We start from the raw sequence: 19318 nt of genomic DNA on the forward strand, positions 1-19318 counted from the left end.
GTAAAATGGCCAATTTTATGCTAGCATGCGCGCTCAAATTTGAAAGGGGAGTGAGGATGCCTAAAATCCACCGCCATGCTCTAGTCATGCATAGCGCAGAGCAAATGTACAACTTGGTTAATGATGTTAAAGCGTATCCAGAATTCGTACCGGATTGTTTAGGGGTAAAATTACTTGAGCAGTCAGAAAACGAATTAAAAGCGTCGTTACAAATTGGCAAGGCGGGTATTGGTAAATGGTTCACCACTCACAACACTATGGTGAAAAACCACTCGGTTAAAATTGAATTGGTTGATGGCCCGTTTAAAAAATTAACCGGCTTGTGGCAATTTCAAAGTTTAGATGTTGATGCATGCAAAGTTGTGCTTGATCTGGAATTTGAATTTTCTACAAAATTGATTGAAGCCGCGTTTGGCAGTGTATTTAACCACATGGCGAACCAGATGGTTAAAGCCTTTACCACACGTGCGAGTCGGGTTTACGCCTAATGAACGAACAATTATTTAAGATAGAAATTGCTTATGCATTGCCAACTGTACAAAGTTTGTTGGTGTTGCATGTGGCTGAGGGTGCGACAATTCAAGATTGCATTGAGCAGTCAGGCATTTTGTTAAAGCATCCAGAGATAGACTTAAAATCCAATAAAGTAGGGATTTGGAGTCGAACTCGAAAACTTACCGAGCAAGTTGAAGATGGTGACAGAATTGAAATCTATCGCCCTTTAATTGCTGATCCAAAAGATGTTCGCCGTCGTCGCGCTGAAAAAGCTAAAGAAGAAGGTCGAGCAAATAAAATTACTGGCGGACGTCCTTAAACGCCAAGTTCTTCATTTATATTGATAGTTAATTACAGAGATACTCATGTTTAATTTAATTAATTCAAACCAGAGTAATGTAAAAAACGACCTTCTATCAGGTATTACCGTAGCCCTTGCTTTGGTGCCTGAAGCGGTTGCTTTTGCATTTGTTGCTGGTGTCGAGCCTATGGTTGGTTTGTACGCTGCATTTATGATGGGGTTACTAACCTCTATTTTTGGTGGTCGACCAGGTATGATTTCTGGTGCAACTGGCGCAACGGCTGTTGTAATGGTTGGTTTGGTTGCTGTATACGGTGTGCAATACTTGTTTGCCGCTGTAGTGCTGGCTGGTATTCTGCAAATTCTTGCTGGGGTATTTAAACTCGGTAAGTTTATTCGAATTGTTCCCCATCCAGTTATGCTTGGCTTCGTCAATGGTTTGGCGATTGTGATTTTCTTGGCGCAGTTGAGCCAGTTTAAATCACCGGATGAACTTGGCCACTGGCAGTGGATCCAAGGTGAAAATTTAACCTTAATGCTTGGTCTAGTTGCTTTAACTATGGCGATAGTGCACTTTTTACCTAAGTTAACCACAGCAGTACCATCAGGCTTAGTTGCTATTGTTGTAGTGTCTGGCATTGTTATTGGTATGGATTTAGACACGCGCAACGTTATTGATTTTGTACGTGAAATGTTGCCAGCAGAGCAAGCCGCTGATGCGTCGTTAAAAGGTGAGCTACCTTCGTTTGCTATCCCTATGGTGCCTTTTACTTGGGAAACTTTAGTCATTATTTTCCCAACGGCTTTAGTTATTGCGGCAATTGGTTTAATCGAATCGCTATTAACTTTAACCTTGATTGATGAAATAACCAACACGCGTGGCCAAGGTAACCGTGAATGTATTGGTCAGGGTATTGCTAATACTACCAATGGTTTCTTTGGTGGTATGGGTGGCTGTGCCATGATTGGTCAAAGTATGATCAACATAAACTCGGGCGGTCGTGGTCGTTTGTCTGGTATTACTGCTGCGTTGGTCTTGCTTGGTTTTATTTTGTTTGCAGCTGAATTAATTGAAATGATTCCGTTGGCTGCGCTTGTTGGCATCATGTTTATGGTGGTACTTGGCACTTTTGAATGGTCGTCATTTAGAATTATGCGCAAAGTTCCAGCGTCAGATGCCTTCATTATTGTACTGGTATCAGGTGTTACAGTTGCGTTTGACCTTGCAATTGCGGTTGTGGTTGGTGTGATTGTGTCTGCACTCGTATTTGCGTGGAAACATGCTAAACATATTCAAGCCAATACTTACATTGATGATAAAGGGTATAAAGTTTACGAGTTACGTGGGCCTATTTTCTTTGCATCTGTGACAAGTTTTAAAGAGTTGTTTACCCCTGAAGATGATCCTGAGCACGTGGTAATCGAATTCCAACGCTCTCGCGTGAGTGATCACTCTGGTATTGAAGCTTTGGATGGTTTGGCAGAAAAATATCAAGCTTTAGGCAAAAAACTGCATTTACGTCATTTAAGCCCTGAATGTCGTCAGTTGTTGAGCCGTGCTGATGATTTATGCGAAGTGAATATTATGGAAGATCCTGACTATCACGTAGCAAGTGATAAGTTAGGTTAAGTTAAACGCTTTGAATAGCGTAAAAAAATAGAGGCCGATATTCGGCCTCTTAATCAATACCTTTATGCACTTAAGCTTCTATGGTATTGCGTTCAGGGAAGATTCCAGTACAAACTAGTTTTGCGTCTTTTCAACCGTTTTATTGGTTAACGCAACAACTTCAATCGACAAATCTTTTGGATTCATCTTCATCATAGCTAAAGCCATTGGTTGATTAAAATTGGCGGCATCTTGTTCGATTAGCGCAATTTCTTGTTTAAGCTGAGCATTATTACTTATAGTATTAGCAATACATTCAGCATTTTGTTGTAACGTGGTTTTATCTACACAATCGTAGATGTTAGTTTTCAGTTGGGCATTGGCGGTAAATGATGCTGCTGCCGCTGACAAAGTTACCACTAGCGCACATAGTTTATTGTTCATAAGACCCATCCTACTCGTTAAAGGTTATGTATATACATAATGGGCTAAAATCGCTGAATTTACTAATTTTTAACAATTGTTTTTTAAGTGGAAAATTAATGACCGTAAATATAAGTTTACAAAAAAATGGTTTTTTTAGCAGGATATGAAAGTTTTGACATTTTATTGTCATAATTGTTTTATGCGCTTGAATCAAATAAAAAAGGAAATGGTTGAACTATGATTTTTAATAAACTGATTTCTATTGTTCAACGCCACATATACCAATTTACCTGGCCTTTGTTGGTGGTGTTAGTGATAAGCCATTTTGTTTTAACTTGGTTTGGTTTATACATTACCAATGAAGTCGATTTAGCAAATTGGTTGGTGTATCCCTACTATTATGTGGTGACAACTAGTACAGTTGGTTATGGCGATTATAGTCCAGTTACGGATGGTGGCCGTATATGGGTGTGGTTATTTCAAATTCCTATCGGACTTGCGTTATTTGGCGCATTTTTAGGTAAAGCAGGGCAGTCGATTGCTCTTTATATGAGGCGAAAAATAATGGGTACGGGAAAATTCGAGCACCTAGCAAATCATATTGTATTAATTGGTTATCACGAGCAAGTGACGCCTAAAGTTGTGGAACAAATCTTGGCGGATAAATACCGGCAGGGTAGAAAAATATTGTTGTGTGATACTTTTCAGTCTGAACATCCACTACAACAATATATGGAATGGCTGGAGTACGCTCGCGTTTCAAGCTACACCTTAGACGGTGAATTAACTCGTATTGCGTTAAATCGCGCTGATAAAGTGATTATTTATGCCAATGGTGATGATCAAACCTTAACGACAGCGCTTAAATTAAGCAAAGTAGTCAAAGCCGATTGCCATATTACTGCATGGTTTAACGATGAATCGAAAGTGGAGCTGTTACGAGAGCATTGTCCAAATATTGAATGTTTTAGTTCAAAAGTCGCCGAGTCGCTAGTTCGCTCGATGCAAGATCCTGGTGCGAGCCGAGTGCAAGAGCAGTTGTTGTCTGGCCTATTTGGTGATACTCAATACGCTCTGCAACTGCCGACGAATTTGCCTAAGTCATTTAGTTATGGACAATTATTCAGCGCTTTTAAACTTAAGCACGATGCCACGTTATTAGCGATAGCTAAAGAGCGTAACGGTAATCGATTAGAAGTGAACCCTGAGTTAAGCGCTATTATTAACCCAGGTGATTATTTACATTATATTGGCAACAACAGAATAGATGTTGCCGATATCGATTGGCATGGATTTTACGAATCTTGATTTGATTTAGTTGTTTGGTTTTTTTGTTCCATTTGTCGCTGTTTTTCTTTAATTTGTTCGCCAAAACAGTAGAGTAAACCAGCGATAGCGCCAGCCAAATGCGCTTCAACTGCTACATCTGCTTGGATCATAGAGGCTGTTGATGCACTTGCGCCATATATTTGTTCGTATATTACCTTGGCAAATACACCTAGGAGTAATAAATATCCTGTTTTATCTTGGTGCTGAATATCTTTAATTGCACCCCAAACGATTAAGCCATGCAACACGCCTGAAAAGCCTGAATAAATGCTAATGTCGGTAAAAAAGTATACATAAGCTGTAATTAAACAGGCATTCATTATCACCACACTAAAGAGCTTACGTGCTTGGTAAAATTTTCCGTGTAGTGCCCACAACGCAATAAAAGCGGCTGTATTCATTAGGTAATGATTCCAATTGGTGTGGATAAAATGCCCAGTAATGATGCGCCAGCTTTGTTGATTTTGTAGTTCAGTGTAGTTGTAACGCAACCAAGTTTGCGCTTGTTCAGGAATAAGCATCATCAAAGTAAAAATTATTATGAAGATGGCGACAATAGGTAATTGTTTCCAAGGTAGGTTTTGAATAAATTGGCGCATAATAAGTAGTTAATAAATGTTGATGCGTTGCATTATAAAGGAAAAATTTATCGAGGAGAAAGGCTGCTTGTGTCAGCAGCCTTGGTTGAAGTATAAGTTACTCTACTGTTGGCTTTGTGGTTCAAAAGCAACCATGATGCCGTTTTCCGTGGTTCCTTCGGTTGCAAAAGTAAAGTCTTGACCAAGTTTTTGCCGCATAATTGCAGTTGAATAGTCGTTGGTTTCTGCAATATCAAATGGAATAAATAACAATAAACCCATGTTGCCATCTAAGGTCATAAACTTTGATAGTTCGTCTAATGCGATGTGATTTGTCATTGGCATAGTCACTATTTCCGCATAACTAAATGCACCATTGTCATCGTTGTAAGTGGCAACTACTTCAATAAAATCGAAATCCATTAAGTTATCTCCACTGATATTAATGCCGTCATCGGTCAACTCAATATCGAGAGAAGAATTACTTGGCATTAGTGGGATGCTTGTTGGCGTTAAATCAACACTGGTGAAATTTTGGAAGTTACCAACCCAAGTTGGACTTAAATATGCCAAATCAAAAGTGTTATTGTTTATGCCTTGCATAAAGGCCATGCTGTCATTGCGATAGTTAAATTGAACGACATCGTAATCAGCTTCGGCAACAAAGTGATAAGCATCGTTTGCATATTGCACATGTGCATAACTGCCATTATTTGCATCAAAGTAGTTTGTTTGAATGTGAGCAAGGGTCAAACTTGTGTTGTCAACTGTTGGTGCTAGAGACTGCAGTTGTTTGTCTAATGTAATGCTGGTATCAGCCGCAATTACACCGGCATCAGAATAGCTATACATGCCTAGGCTTGGTGCTGAAACTATAATGGCATCGTCTGGGCATATTTCTACGTGGTAAACCCATTCACCTGCATTTGTACCTGCGCTGCCAGTTTGGCTGCCAAATTTGGTTGAGAAGGTGAGTTGGTTAATGTCGGTTATGTTTGTTTCATTGACAGTAACTGAATAGCTTGGGCAGCCGCACGTACTCGCATCATCTCCCCTAATGGTGAGCGTATAAGTCTCATCGTTGAGTAAGTCTGTATAGGTTCGTGTATCTACGCCTGTTTCATAGGCCAATGTATAAGTATCACCAGGCACATCTATTTCTATAGTATTGGCTTCACCGTCGTGTGTGTAAGTAAATTCATCAAATACTGCACCTGTGTCGTCGTAAATTGTGATTGGTACATCAGTCGCCGAAAAATTGCCGCATACATCTTTAAATTCAGCGAAGTTTAAATAGGTTGTGAAATCTGTATTGTCATCTTCATCGATCTGAACTTCTATATTACAAGCTGAGAGTGCTAAAGTAGCCGCTAAAGCGGTTAAATAATGGTGTTTCAATTGCATTGTCCTTCACCTTTTAGTTGTTAAAATTTGATCCTAAGCGCGTTAAGATTAAGCTATAAACATAGTTGAGTGCTTAAGGATTGCCAAATGATAGTTTTTGCATACGTATGCAATTTAGTGTTTAAACGCTTTTTTACTTATTTATCTGTTTGTTTTTTAGTTACTTTTTTATCGTCTTGCAGCTCTAGTTCTAGCTCTAAAATTGAAGTTACTGCTATTGAAGCTAGAGATCCTGAAGCTGCAACTGGCTTAAAACCCAAAAACTTAGTGACAAGCGAGCACGCAATGGTGGTTGCGGCTAACCCATATGCAGTTGAAGCTGGCTTAAAAGTGTTAAAATTGGGCGGCAGTGCTTTTGATGCGGCAATTGCTGTGCAAATGGTGTTGACACTAGTTGAGCCGCAATCATCTGGCATTGGTGGTGGTGCATTTATTTTGCATTGGGATGAAGAAAAGCAAAAACTGACCGGATTAGATGGCCGTGAAACAGCGCCTAGTCAAGCAAACAGTGAATTGTTTTTTGAAAACGGCAAGCCTGTGAGTTGGCACCAAGCCGTGGTTGGTGGCCGCAGTGTGGGTGTGCCCGGGATTATTGCTGCGCTTGAACTGGGGCATAAAAAATACGGTAAACTACCTTGGAAAATATTGTTTAAATCAGCCATTGAATTATCTGAACAAGGTTTTGTGGTATCACCTAGGTTAGCCAGTTTGCTCGACAAGAATTTAAATCCTGGGGTAGAAACCTTGTCTGTCAGTCGAGATTATTTCTACCCGAAAGGGCAAGCTTTACAAGCCGGTGCTGTAAAAACCAACCCAGAGTTAGCTGCGAGCTTACGACTAATTTCCCAGCAAGGTGCGCAAGGCTTTTACCAAGGCCAGTTAGCCAGCGATATAGCGAATGCTGTGCAGGGCAGTAAAATAGCCCCCGGATTATTATCGTTAACAGATTTAGCCAATTATCAAGCTAAATGGCGTGAGCCAATCTGTCAGCCATATCATAGTTATAAGGTGTGTGGTTTTGCTCCTCCAACATCAGGTGGAACGACAGTTTTATCTACGCTCAAATTATTAGAGCCGCTTCACTTAGCTGATTATGAGGTTAATTCAACACAAGCTTTGCATTTGCTCACGCAAGCTTGGCGATTGTCTTTTGCTGATAGAAATCACTATGTAGCAGATTCTGACTTCGTTAATGTACCGCTTGATAAGTTATTTTCGGATAGCTACTTGAATAAACGACGCCAACTAATTGATAAAAATAAAGATATGGGATTCGTAGAAGCTGGGTTGTTTACTGTTGATTCTGGAATTTCTTATCAGCAACCAAGCACTACGCACATCAGTATTGTTGATCAGTGGGGCAATGCCGTATCTATGACCAGCAGTATTGAAATGGCTTTTGGCTCAGCGGTTATGGTTGGTGGTTTTCTATTAAATAATCAACTTACCGATTTTGCTTTCACTGCGGAAAAATCTGGTCAGCTGATTGCTAACCGAGTTGAAGCAAATAAACGTCCGCGCAGCTCTATGGCGCCTACTATTGTGTTTGACCAGCAAAATAACTTTAAAGGTGCGTTAGGCTCACCTGGTGGCGCGCGTATTATTAATTATGTTAGCCAAACCTTAATTGGCTTGATTGATTGGCAATTAGATATTCAATCTGCGATTGATTTGCCAAAAATTACTAATTTAAACGGCTCGACAGCTGTTGAAGCAGGAACGAATTTAGCTGATCAGGCTGACTATTTTTCGGGTTTAGGCCATGAGGTGGTTGTGCGTGATTTAAATAGTGGCTTGCATGGAATTTGGCTTGAAAGTGGTAAATTAACCGGTGGGGCTGATCCGCGACGTGAAGGTGTCGCTATGGGGTATTAGAGGCTAGGGCTGTCTTAGCTATAACTCAATTGGTTGGAAAATGCTGGGGCAATAACTTAGAGCAAAATTTCTTTTTCATGGATGAAAAAGCGAAGCGTACATGGATTGTATTCACAGCGGTTTTGCGAAAGTTATGCGCCAGAAGTTTCCGAGTATAGCACTTGATTTCAAGCTATTAGTGGAATGCCGCTAGCACCAAAGCCCAGAAAATTTATTATCTATAAACATCCGCTTTTAGTTTATCTACCAACCATTTACCTTGTTGTTTAACCATAACTACATACTTGATATCGCGGTAACGGTTGCCATCGTATGTGCCATCAAACATCAGCGATACAGTGGCATTTTTAGCGCTAGCTGGAATTAACGAACGACCCATTTGCGCTTTGTCTTCTTCAATTTGTACTGAATCGTAACGGCGATTAAATAAAACGCTCTGTACTCGTTTGGAACTGTGATAAGACTCTAAAATACGGCCATACTGAGGGGTTGCCAACTTAACAGCTGCACTTAAATCATCTTGATTATAAATTGCTTCAAAAAATGCGATGGCGGCTGGACCTGGTTGTTCGTTTTCTGGTGTTTTGTCACCACAAGCCGTAAGTAATAGAGTTAAAGCAATTAAAGTCGAGATAGGAAAAAAATTAGGTTTTAACATTGCATCCAAAGCTTATTTTTTAAGTACCGTGACTTTCATTGTCGTAGCAACTCGTAAGATTGTAAAGCCTATAAAACAAAAACCTGTAAGATAAAAAATAGCTAATAAAAAAGCGACTCAATTGAGTCGCTTCAAAAAATATTTTTCGATATAAAATAGAGTGTTATTGCACTAGTTCAGCATCAGTGAATACTTCAGCAAATAAAGGGCTGCTTAAATAGCGCTCGGCAGAGCTTGGTAAAATAACAACTATATTCTTGTCTTTGTTTTCTGGTTTTTCAGCTAAACGAGCGGCTGCAACAACAGCAGCGCCAGAAGAAATACCCGCTAAGATGCCTTCTTCTTTCATTAGTCTGTGTGCCATTGCCATAGACTCTTCGTTAGAAACTTGCTCAACTGAGTCAACTAAATCTAAATCTAAGTTGCCAGGGATAAAACCAGCACCAATACCTTGGATTTTGTGTGGACCAGGTGTTAACTCTTGGCCTGCTTTCGCTTGAGCAATAACTGGAGAATCTGTTGGCTCTACAGCGACAGATTGAATTGCTTTACCTTGAGTGTTTTTGATGTAACGGCTAACACCAGTAATAGTTCCACCTGTACCAACACCAGCTACGAAAATATCGATTTGGCCATCAGTCGCTTCCCAAATTTCAGGACCTGTGGTTTTTTCATGAATTTCAGGGTTAGCAGGGTTTTCGAATTGTTGTAATAAAACGTATTTGCTTGGATCTGAATCACGAATTTCTTCTGCTTTAGCAACAGCGCCTTTCATGCCTTTAGGGCCTTCAGTTAATACAATGTTTGCACCCAAAGCTTTTAATAACTTACGACGCTCTAAACTCATGGTCGCTGGCATAGTTAAGGTTAATTTGTAACCACGTGATGCCGCTACGAAAGCTAGTGCGATACCTGTGTTACCAGAAGTTGGCTCAACAATTTCTTTACCAGGCGCTAATAAACCTTTTTTCTCAGCGTCCCAAATCATATTTGCGCCAATACGACACTTAACACTAAAACTTGGGTTGCGAGCTTCTACTTTAGCGTAAACATTACCAGAAGTTACGCGGTTTAATTTTACTAGCGGGGTATTACCAATAGATAGTGAATTATCTTCGAAAAATTTCATTTGAATATATCCTTCGTTGTCGTTATTGGAAGATGTATTGGTTTCTAAGCTTATACCTAAAGTGCAGAAAAAGAAGTGCTTTTTTGTTATAACAAATAGCTATTTGCTTGAAACGAATTGATATGTTGACAAACAACAGTAGAAAAGCAGGCTAGCTGTGTGTTACTAGCCTGATGCGAGCATAAAGTATTGCGGCTAATCTTTAAGCGTTGCAGTTTACAACTGAATTGTCAGTACCGCCGACTGGAGATGGCGCGTAGTTATCCGCATCCCAGTCGTTTTCCCAAACACCACCGTCTAACAAGTATTTGAATTGGTATTCTTTACCAGACTCCAAATCCATGTTTAAGCTGAAATCGCCATTTTTAAGACGTTTCATTGGGGTAGATTGCTCGTCCCACTCATTGAAGTCACCAACAAGAAAAACATTGTCCGCTTGTTGCGCTTGCTCTGCTGTTAAGCGGAAAGTCACTTTACATACAGGCTTAGATTTTAAAAATTGTTTCTTCAGGCTCATACTCGATCCCTATAGTTTATTAATGGAAGACTTTGATACATTTAGCGTGCAATTAAATTGATACAATTAATATACCAGTTCTACACCATGAGCAAGGTCTAGCTGATGCTTTATCACGCGAAACCAAGTTTAGTATAGCAATAAATTTAATTTGCGCACTAGGCTGATTTTTATCCAGTTTATCTTTTTTCGCGATTATTTCAGCCAAGTATTACTTATAGATGAAAATAAGGTTATAAATAAGCCAAAACTCATTACCAAACGTATTGAGTTAGCTATGACTGTATCGAATTAAGCTTCATTAAGGAAAACTGTCTTGAATACTAAAAACCTTCCTTGGCGATTTATTTGGCCTATTCTCATTCTTGCTTTCGCTGCGATTGTTTTTAAAATTTTACAAATGCAGGCTACGCCGCCTGAACAAAAACCTTTGGAGCATGCGCCGCCATTAGTTGCGACTGAGCAGTTAAATAAACAAGCTTGGCCGTTTGCAATCGACAGTCAAGCAATCGTTCAAGCGAAACAATCTACAATCGTCAGCAGCGAAATTAGTGGCAAAATAAACAAAATAGCAACTCAGTTTGATGCGGGTTTTTTCCTTGAGAAAGACACGATTTTAATTGAAGTTTCTGAATCAAATTATCTTGCTGATGTTAAATCAGCCAAAGCGAATTTGAGCCTAGCACAAGCTAATTTGAAAGAAGAATTAGCCCGTGGTGATGTGGCTAAAATTGAGTGGCAAGCATACAGCGAACAAGCAAGTGACTTGGCGTTGAGAAAGCCGCAAATTGCAGCGCAAACGGCTAATGTTGAATTTGCTAAAGCACAATTAGAACGAGCTGAGCGTGAACTCGCAAGAACCAAAATACGCATGCCGTATACTGGCTTGGTGGTTGAACGTAAAATAAGCCTTGGAGATTATGTCACCACAGGTTTTGCTGTCGCAAAAGTGATAGCGACTGATGTGGCTGAAATTCGTTTACCACTGACTTTAGCTCAATACCAAAAGCTCAAACCCAACTTACCACAAACAAATGCGGTGCAAATTGCACCAATATCAGTCGAGTTGTCTAATAATTTGGCGCAGCCGCAAAGCTGGATTGCTGAGTTAGATAGGATTGAACAAGTTGTTGAAAGTGATACGCAGATTATTTATGCAGTGGCGAAAATATATGACCCATATAATTTAGCCAACACCCATTTATCTCCACTGGCTGTCGGACAGTTTGTTAAAGCGCAAATTACCATTGAACAATCAACTCAATCGTTTCGTATATCTCGAAGTTTGTTAACGCCAAGGCAACAGCTGTTGGTGGTCAATGGCGATAAGTTACGTATTAGAACACCGAATATTATTCATCAAGACCAAAATTACATATATGTTGATAAGGGGCTAGAAGCTGATGATTTATTAGTTATATCAGCTCTGAGTAAGCCAGTAGATGGTATGCGCATTCGTGTAGCTAAAGAGGTTAAGTAAGATGACAACTCAAGCATACAAAAGAGGATTGATTGCTTGGTTTGTCAATAACCCAGTAGCAGCTAACTTATTGATGATTAGCATTGTTTTAGCCGGAATCTATTCAGTATTTACCATTCGAAAACAATCTTTTCCGACCATTCAGCTAGATGAGATTCACGTACAAATTCCGTATTTGGGGGCGGCACCGCAAGAAGTAGAAGAGGGTGTTGTTTTAAAAGTTGAAGAGTCGGTTAAACGTATAGAAGGTATCAAAAAAATAGAGTCGATTGCTCAAGAAGGGCTCGCCCGAGTCATTATTGATGTGGAAGAAGGATACGATGTTGTTGAATTGCTCAACGAAGTTAAAGTACAGGTTGATGCGATACCGAGTTTGCCCGACAACACCGAGAAACCTGTTATATACAGAGTGAAGCCTGAACAAGCAGTGTTATGGCTGCAAGTGTATGGGCAGATTTCTGAACAGAAAATGAAGGCTTACGCGAATCAATTACGTGACGAAATAGTCCAGTTACCAGGGATTTCATCGGCCAAAGTGGTGGGAGCGCGTGAGTATGAAATAGGCATTGAAATTAGCCAAGAAAAGCTGGTGGCTTATGGCTTAAGTTTAAATCAGGTGGTGCAGAAAGTTAGAGCATCATCTTTAAAAATGCCTGGTGGCACCATTAAAAGTAGCAATGGTGACATTTTAATTCGAACAGACAACCAAGCGTACAATGCAGCTGATTTTGCCAAGATTGTTATTATTCAGCGAGCCAATGGTACTAAAGTTGTATTGGCCGATGTTGCGACAATTAAAGACGGTTTTGTTGAACGAGAGGCTTTTTCTAATTTTGATGGACAACCCAGTGTTGGTATTCAAGTGAACTCTGTAGGCAACCAAAACGACTTGCAGATTTCGCAGACGGTTAAAGATTATATTAAACAGGCAGAGCCAAGTTTGCCGAGTGAAGTAAAATTAGCGGTTTGGGGAGATAGCTCTTATTACTTAAACGGTCGCTTAGAATTAATGTTAAACAACATGCTGATGGGCGCTTTGTTGGTCTTTTTTATCCTATCGATTTTTCTCCAGTTAAAACTCGCTTTATGGGTGATTGTTGGTTTGTTTGTGTGTTTTTTAGGCGCGTTAGCACTAATGCCGCATGCAGACGTCAGCATAAATATGATCAGCTTGTTTGCGTTTATTTTGGTGCTGGGCATAGTGGTAGATGATGCGATTATTATTGGCGAAAGTGTCCACAACACAGTGCAAACACATGGGAATACCGCACAAAACGTTGTTCGTGGAGCGCATCAAGTCGCTGTACCTGCTACTTTCGGTGTACTAACAACCATAGTCGCTTTTATACCCATGTTGATGGTGCCAGGGGCATCGTCCCCTATATGGGGCTCAATTGGTATGGTGGTGATCTTGTGTTTAATTTTTTCTTTGGTTGAATCTAAATGGATTTTGCCTTCGCATCTAGTCAGCCGCAGTTATAAAGTTGCAAGCGACGCTGAGAAGAAAACATTATTAGCTAAAGTGCGTGACCGGGTTAATGGCCGGTTAAGTTATTTTATCGACAATATATATTCACCGTTTTTAAGCAAGTGTATCCACTTTCGTTATACGGTATTGGCTGGCTTTCTAGCATTTTTAATTATTACTGTTGGTATGGTTGCATCTGGTGCTGTGCGGTTTGTATTTTTCCCTAACCTGCCAAGCGATTATGTACAAGCTAGCATTACCATGGAAGACGGCACCCCTGATGTGGTTACGAATCAAGCACTCGCGCGTTTAGAGCACGCTTTATACCAAGTTCATCAAGCACATTATGCCGATTTGGATCAGCAGGTTATTGCTCATAGTTCTGCATTTAATACCGGGCAAACTAGCGGACTGATTTGGGCTGAATTAAACAGAGACTACAGCGGTAAAATAGATGGTGTAGATGTTGCGAATTTTTGGCGAGAGCAATTTGGTGAAATGGCAGGTGTGCGCTCAGTCAGTTTTAATGGTTCTATACAAGGGGGCGCGGGCGCTGATTTAGAGTTTTTATTTAGAAGCGACAATACAGCACAAATTGCCGCGGCAGCACAAATGCTCAAAGAGCGTTTGCAAAATTATCAAGGTGTTTATGATGTTGATGACTCTTATTCAGGTGGTAAAGATGAAGTGCAGTTGTCGGTAAAACCAGCCGGCATAGCTTTGGGGTTAGAGTTAGCAGATTTATCTAATCAAGTGCGAGCTGCATTTTATGGGGCTGAAGTGCAGCGCATACAGCGTGATGATGAAGAAATTAAAGTTATGGTCAGATATCCACGCGAACAACGCCAATCTATCCAGAACCTAGAGCAAATGTGGGTCGACTTACCCAATGGCAAACGCGCTATTTTCGCAACTGTCGCCGAATTTCACATGGCAAGTGGTTATTCTTCTATCCAGCGCATTGATTACCAAAGAGCGGTTAGTGTGACAGCGAAAGTAGATAAGGCAGTTGCTGAGCCTGGGAAAATTGCCACCGAAGTTTCAGAGCAGATTATCCCTGATATTTTGCAAGAATATCCTGAAGTTAAGTTTGAATTGTTTGGAGCATCGAAAGAAGAACAAGAAGCTATGGTCAGTTTAGGTATCGGATTCTTATTTGCACTTGTGGCGATTTATGCACTAATGGCCATTCCACTTAAATCTTATAGTCAGCCTTTTATTATTATGTCGGTCATTCCTTTTGGCATTTTAGGTGCTGTGATTGGTCATATGATTTTAGGACTGTCGGTCAGTATATTGTCGTTTTTTGGCGTCATCGCTTTGGCTGGCGTTGTGGTCAACGACTCGCTTATTTTGGTTGATTTTATTAATAGATCACGTATCCAAGGGGAAACTTTGTTGAATTCAATTCAGCAAGCGGGCGCTAAACGTTTTAGAGCGATATTGTTAACTTCGCTGACCACCTTTTTTGGTTTGATTCCAATAGTATCTGAGACTAGTTTACAAGCGCAAATTGTAATCCCAATGGCTGTGTCGCTTGCATTTGGCATACTCTTCTCAACTGTGATCACTCTTTTGTTATTGCCCGTACTGTATGCGATATTAAGTGATATCCATAGGTTAATTAAGTTGTTAAAAAGTTGGATTTTTGTAAGGGAAATTTAAACTTGTCGGGCTGTGGTACGATGTCTTAATTCATTTTGAATATAAGTGTTCCATTTTTGACTGACTTTCATTATTATAGTTATCGACTTAAACGATTAATCCTATTTAGTTGTTTAAGTCTGTTGTGTGTAAGTGTGAGGGCGGTTTTTGTGTGAGTCGTTCTCGGGCAAACCAGTTTGTGTGCTGGTTTGCCGTTTAACTTATCTGCTGCAGATTACTCGTCGATTGATTGGGTAAATTCTTCTGGTTTGTCTACTGTCCCTGACATATCTACTAACTTGCCATCTTCAAAGTTTAGAATTAAATCCATTCGTTTGGTTTCGCGGCCATCGCCATAGTCAACTTGGTATACGTAGTACCATTTATCGTCACTAAAAGTATCTTTTAATACAGGTTTGCCCAAAACAAATATGACCTGATCTTTGTTCATGTTTTGACGTAATTTAGCAACATCGCGTTTTTCAATATAGTTTCCTTGGCGAATATCAATCTTATATGCACATGCAGACAAGATGCAGATAGCGCCAACACAGATTAGTTTTTTTAACATAACTTTATTCAAATTTCTTAATTACAGCCAAATAGTTTTAGGGCAATGAGTATAGCGACTATAGACAGTGCTATAAAGTAATAGTTTCCTATTTAAGTTGACCAATGTTTTTAATCGCACCACGTGGCACAATACGCTTAATGCCTTCATTGCTAAAAATAAAGTCGAGCTGAATGGTGTTGCTATCAAACAATGAGATTTTTCCATCGATCACCAACTCGTATTTTCCTTTGATACTTCGTTCTGGTGCTTTACGTAATTCAATTAAGTGATCGCCAATCTTATAAGTAAAGGTTGAGAAGTAGCCCTGCGAAAACTCTGAAACCCAAATAAATTCTTCCTTATGTAAATAAAGGGCTAAAGTATACTGCTCAGGCACTTGGCTAACCGAAACGCTAGCAGTACCCGCACTAAATTTTGTACCTTCGTCAGTCATTTTGAAGCTGAAACCGAAATCTACGGTTTTTTCTAGCCCTGAAGGGTAAACCAAAGTTGCTTTGCCGGGCAGATCAAATTCAGCACGAGCCGGTGTGCACAAAAATAGGGTTAAAGTAAATAAACAGATTAGCGTACGTGTAAACATGTGAAGACTCCGGGTTCCTTTTTCGCAGGTTAATAAAAATTACGTTTTTGTTCAAATCGACTGATTTGTGTTTCCAATTTCTCAATCGCATCTAAACAGCGCTGACGGCGGACTCTTAATTGGTGATTGTCTGGTAGTGTTGGATTTAATCGAATTTGATCATCAAATTTGGTTAAATACTGGCGATATTCAGCCAATTTTTTATGCATTTGCCCAAGTCGACTCGCATAATTACTTTTATTCGAAATATCTTCTATTTTTTGATTAATAGCACACTTAGCCAATAATTCCAGTTGGTCGTTTAGGCGGTCGAATAACCTTTCGTTATTGTGTGCAAAACATTGTTCAATTAACTGTTGGGTTTCGTTTGCGTAGTCTTGCAATTCTTCCGATTGACAAGCGTAGCTCGAATGAAACTGTAACAAGCTGATGATTTTTTCTTGGTAAGCTAACTGGCTAATTTTATTAATCAGCTGATTCAATGTTTGTTCAACTTTTGTTTGTAATGGCTCAGACATATAGCGCAAATAGCGAATTTTAATTCAATGAACTAAGCTTAAACTAATTTTGGTATTTAGGCATTAGTAGAGTCAAGTATGCGACTTGAAATTCGATGTGAAAACAGATTAGGTATTACGCAAGATGTACTTGAAATCTTGGTACGCCACCAAATCGATTTACAAGGTATCGAGGTTCACCCTAACAAACTATTCATCCATTTTCCAAATATTGAATTTACTGAATTTCAACATTTGATGCCGGAAATTCGCCGTATTAAAGGTGTGTCGGATGTGTTAAAAGTTACTTACATGCCACTGGAATTAGAGTCTGTAGAGTATCAAAACCAATTATCGGCAACGACGGAAAAATGGTTAACGGTTTCAGCAACCGGTGAACTTATTCGGTTAAGTAACAGCGCAAATGGTTATTTTTCTCGTTTATTGAAGCAAGATTTAACCCATGTATTTGATTGGGTTAAAGGCTTCAATTTACAAAAATGGTTAGACAAGCAACCCAAAGAGCGTTTGTTAGCAGTAGCTGAAGTGGCTGAACAGACGTTTCAACTAGAGCTACAGCCAATGTGGTTAAACAACAATAAAGGTTTAAAAGGGTTTGCAGGGGCGACTATTCGTTTCATCAATGGCCACGCGCAATATCCAAACGAACAAAAAGCACATGCAATTTGTAATTCAATTGTGCAGCAGTCGGCCGCGATGCGCAAAGCGGTGCGTGATAGCAAAAAATTAGCAACCAATTTACAGTCTGTTTTATTAGTGGGTGAGATTGGCGTTGGTAAAGGCTTAATGGTGGAGTTAATGCATGCCTTAAGCTCAACTAACAATAGAGCTTTGGTTGTAGTGGAACTAACGACCAATGATTTAGCGTTACAGCTGGATAAGGTAAACCTAGATGTATGCGGTGGTTTGTACCTCAAACATATTGATAGGTTAGGCGCTATGCAGCAAAAAAATTTGTTAACTTGGTTATTAAGCAATAGGAATAAATTACAAAAGGTTAAATTATATGCCTCAGCCAATAGCAATTTAACTTTAGCTTTGCAGCAAGGAACCTTTAATGAGCATTTGTTTTATCAACTTGCTGACAGCAAGTTGCTGCTGCCGGATATGCGCCAGCGTAAGGATGATGTTGCCGAATTAAGCCATTTGTTTGTTGAACAAATTTGCCAAGATTCAGGTATGTCTCCTATTACAATTGCTGACGAAGCGCTCAAGCGATTACAAGAATATGCTTGGCCCGGTAATGCTTCTCAGCTATATAACGTATTGCGTCAAGCCGTCGTTTTGTCCGACCAACAGTGCATACAGCTTGCAAATATTCACATTGAGGAAGATCAGCAAGAAGACGAGTTATTAACTGTGCAAGATTATTTGGAAAATGGCTTAGACGATGCGGTTAAACAATTTGAAAGTACTTTATTACGTAAGTTATATCCGTATTATCCGAGTACTCGGCAACTTGCTAATAAACTTGGGCTAAGTCATACCGCGATTGCTAATAAGTTGCGCGAATACGGAATTAATCGTTCAACGGTTAAAGTTGCGAGACGCTCATAGGGGTTTATACAGGTTCTATTACCTCAAAACACACTTTATTCCGGCCACTTTGTTTGGCTTGATATAGGTATTTATCTGCTCTTGCAATCGCACTAGTAATGGTTTGTTGATTGTGTAATTCAGTTACACCAATACTTATGGTAACTTGCCTGCGAAAATGCTTTACTTCAAAATCGTGTGAAGCCACCTTGTTTAGTAGTTTTTCAGCAACATCAACAGCTTGTTGGAGATTAGTTTCCGGTAACATAACTAAAAACTCCTCACCGCCCCATCTGGCGACTAAATCATGTGCTCGTATATTGTTGGCAAGAATTTTCGCTAGGTGTTGCAGAACAATATCTCCGATATCATGCCCATAGCCATCGTTAATTGATTTAAATCTATCTACGTCTATCAGTAATAGCGATAAAGTATCGTTGTTGCGATTAATACGAGCGTATTCTTTTTGTATTTGTTCCATCATTTCTCGGCGGTTGGCCAAGCCTGTCAGCGAATCGGTTTTCGCCATCAATTCAAACTTGTCGCTTAAACTCTGGATATGTTGATACGAAGCTTTGCGTGAGTACTCATAACAACATGACAAAAAGGTTACGGTAAAAAAAGACAAGATAAACCTAAGTTTATAGCTGTCTGAATAGTCTGCTGCCATTAACGACCCTCCATGAAAGTAGAGTAAAAATGAGCTTAAACAGCTAAATAGTATGATATTGACTAAACCAGTTGATAAGCCACCTAAGAATAGTGCAACTGGTGGCAGAATATAAACCCAGAGCAGCCCTGTGTTATCAACCCCACCTGAATAAACTAGATAGAGCATAAGCATAGTTAAACAATATAAAACTAAGCGTGCGGGCAACTGATAATTTGATGAAAATCGAATACATAAGTGGGCAAGTAAAAATACTACAGCTGCAATATTTAAGACTATCGCTAACAAAAAGTTGTCTTCAGACCATGCGCGTAATCCCATTACCAAGGTGAGGCTACTGCCAACCAACGCAAATAAATTGATGATCATTATACGCCGACGATCTTCCGTATCTGCATATTCAGGGATGCCACTTTGGCAATATTTGATGAATTGTTGTTTGATAAAACTGAACACGCCAACTCGTTTATAGTTTTTTCCGTTTAACTTAAGTCTAGCGGGAATTTGTTAACTATCTAGACAAAATA

The 19318-nt window shown here is 39.7% G+C and carries 17 protein-coding genes and 1 pseudogene; 8 read left to right on the top strand and 10 right to left on the bottom strand.

The window, feature by feature from the left end; all coding sequences use genetic code 11:
* The first annotated feature begins 56 nt into the window (after window positions 1-56).
* The 3 genes from WSC_RS0101015 to WSC_RS0101025 are packed head-to-tail and all read left to right on the top strand — an operon-like array spanning window position 57 to window position 2426.
* Window positions 57-488: a type II toxin-antitoxin system RatA family toxin gene (locus WSC_RS0101015; protein WP_016954052.1), complete on the top strand. Its 432-nt coding sequence runs from the start codon at window positions 57-59 to the stop codon at window positions 486-488.
* On the top strand, window positions 488-814 hold the full coding sequence (locus WSC_RS0101020; RefSeq protein WP_016954053.1) for an RnfH family protein: 327 nt from the start codon (window positions 488-490) through the stop codon (window positions 812-814). The genes WSC_RS0101015 and WSC_RS0101020 overlap by 1 nt, the downstream gene beginning before the upstream one ends.
* Before the next feature lie 46 nt (window positions 815-860).
* Window positions 861-2426 (top strand): SulP family inorganic anion transporter, encoded by a 1566-nt coding sequence (locus tag WSC_RS0101025; protein ID WP_016954054.1) that lies wholly within the window; start codon window positions 861-863, stop codon window positions 2424-2426.
* Between the two features lie 114 nt (window positions 2427-2540).
* Here the strand turns inward: WSC_RS0101025 and WSC_RS0101030 are convergent, their stop codons facing one another.
* Window positions 2541-2849 carry a hypothetical protein gene (locus WSC_RS0101030; protein ID WP_016954055.1) on the bottom strand — a complete coding sequence of 103 codons (309 nt, stop codon included), beginning with the start codon at window positions 2847-2849 and terminating at the stop codon, window positions 2541-2543.
* Window positions 2850-3068: 219 nt separating this feature from the next.
* Between WSC_RS0101030 and WSC_RS0101035 the strand changes: the two genes are divergently transcribed.
* Window positions 3069-4139 (top strand): potassium channel family protein, encoded by a 1071-nt coding sequence (locus WSC_RS0101035; RefSeq protein ID WP_016954056.1) that lies wholly within the window; start codon window positions 3069-3071, stop codon window positions 4137-4139.
* Here WSC_RS0101035 and rrtA read toward each other — a convergent pair.
* Together rrtA and WSC_RS0101045 are read right to left on the bottom strand one after the other, a co-directional pair.
* Window positions 4127-4759, bottom strand: coding sequence for a rhombosortase (gene rrtA, locus WSC_RS0101040; RefSeq protein WP_016954057.1), 633 nt, complete (start codon window positions 4757-4759; stop codon window positions 4127-4129). The two genes, WSC_RS0101035 and rrtA, sit on opposite strands and share 13 nt — an antisense overlap.
* Before the next feature lie 102 nt (window positions 4760-4861).
* Complete coding sequence (locus tag WSC_RS0101045; protein WP_016954058.1) at window positions 4862-6142, bottom strand: hypothetical protein; 1281 nt, start codon at window positions 6140-6142, stop codon at window positions 4862-4864.
* Between the two features lie 87 nt (window positions 6143-6229).
* On the opposite strand from WSC_RS0101045, the gene ggt reads away from it, so the two are divergent.
* Window positions 6230-8017: a gamma-glutamyltransferase gene (gene ggt / locus WSC_RS0101050; RefSeq protein WP_016954059.1), complete on the top strand. Its 1788-nt coding sequence runs from the start codon at window positions 6230-6232 to the stop codon at window positions 8015-8017.
* 214 nt (window positions 8018-8231) lie between these two features.
* On the opposite strand, the gene WSC_RS0101055 is transcribed toward ggt, so the two are convergent.
* The 3 genes from WSC_RS0101055 to WSC_RS0101065 form a co-directional block, all read right to left on the bottom strand.
* The gene (locus WSC_RS0101055) at window positions 8232-8675 is read right to left on the bottom strand and encodes a hypothetical protein (protein ID WP_016954060.1); all 444 of its coding nucleotides are present in this window, start codon (window positions 8673-8675) and stop codon (window positions 8232-8234) included.
* A 163-nt stretch (window positions 8676-8838) separates the two neighbouring features.
* Complete coding sequence (cysK, locus tag WSC_RS0101060; protein WP_016954061.1) at window positions 8839-9804, bottom strand: cysteine synthase A; 966 nt, start codon at window positions 9802-9804, stop codon at window positions 8839-8841.
* 202 nt (window positions 9805-10006) lie between these two features.
* Complete coding sequence (locus tag WSC_RS0101065) at window positions 10007-10321, bottom strand: isoamylase early set domain-containing protein (protein ID WP_016954062.1); 315 nt, start codon at window positions 10319-10321, stop codon at window positions 10007-10009.
* Between the two features lie 316 nt (window positions 10322-10637).
* On the opposite strand from WSC_RS0101065, the gene WSC_RS0101070 reads away from it, so the two are divergent.
* Both WSC_RS0101070 and WSC_RS21540 read left to right on the top strand, forming a co-directional pair.
* Window positions 10638-11801 (top strand): efflux RND transporter periplasmic adaptor subunit, encoded by a 1164-nt coding sequence (locus WSC_RS0101070; protein WP_016954063.1) that lies wholly within the window; start codon window positions 10638-10640, stop codon window positions 11799-11801.
* A gap of 1 nt (window position 11802) precedes the next feature.
* Window positions 11803-14934 (top strand): efflux RND transporter permease subunit, encoded by a 3132-nt coding sequence (locus WSC_RS21540; protein ID WP_016954064.1) that lies wholly within the window; start codon window positions 11803-11805, stop codon window positions 14932-14934.
* A 214-nt stretch (window positions 14935-15148) separates the two neighbouring features.
* Here the strand turns inward: WSC_RS21540 and WSC_RS0101080 are convergent, their stop codons facing one another.
* The 3 genes from WSC_RS0101080 to priC all read right to left on the bottom strand — a co-directional run bounded on the left by WSC_RS0101080 (window position 15149) and on the right by priC (window position 16585).
* Window positions 15149-15484: an outer membrane protein assembly factor BamE gene (locus WSC_RS0101080; RefSeq protein ID WP_016954065.1), complete on the bottom strand. Its 336-nt coding sequence runs from the start codon at window positions 15482-15484 to the stop codon at window positions 15149-15151.
* A gap of 88 nt (window positions 15485-15572) precedes the next feature.
* Window positions 15573-16067 carry a hypothetical protein gene (locus tag WSC_RS0101085; protein WP_016954066.1) on the bottom strand — a complete coding sequence of 165 codons (495 nt, stop codon included), beginning with the start codon at window positions 16065-16067 and terminating at the stop codon, window positions 15573-15575.
* Window positions 16068-16096: 29 nt separating this feature from the next.
* Window positions 16097-16585: a primosomal replication protein PriC gene (gene priC, locus WSC_RS0101090; RefSeq protein WP_016954067.1), complete on the bottom strand. Its 489-nt coding sequence runs from the start codon at window positions 16583-16585 to the stop codon at window positions 16097-16099.
* Between the two features lie 687 nt (window positions 16586-17272).
* On the opposite strand from priC, the pseudogene WSC_RS25560 reads away from it, so the two are divergent.
* Window positions 17273-18142: pseudogene (locus tag WSC_RS25560) on the top strand (TyrR/PhhR family helix-turn-helix DNA-binding protein); the annotation flags it as partial.
* Between the two features lie 4 nt (window positions 18143-18146).
* On the opposite strand, the gene WSC_RS0101100 reads toward WSC_RS25560, so the two are convergent.
* Window positions 18147-19247, bottom strand: a complete 1101-nt coding sequence (locus tag WSC_RS0101100; protein WP_026016597.1) for a GGDEF domain-containing protein — start codon at window positions 19245-19247, stop codon at window positions 18147-18149.
* Window positions 19248-19318 lie beyond the last annotated feature (71 nt).

Origin of the sequence: Catenovulum agarivorans YM01, from assembly GCF_000281085.1 — a bacterium.
Lineage (GTDB): Bacteria > Pseudomonadota > Gammaproteobacteria > Enterobacterales > Alteromonadaceae > Catenovulum > Catenovulum agarivorans.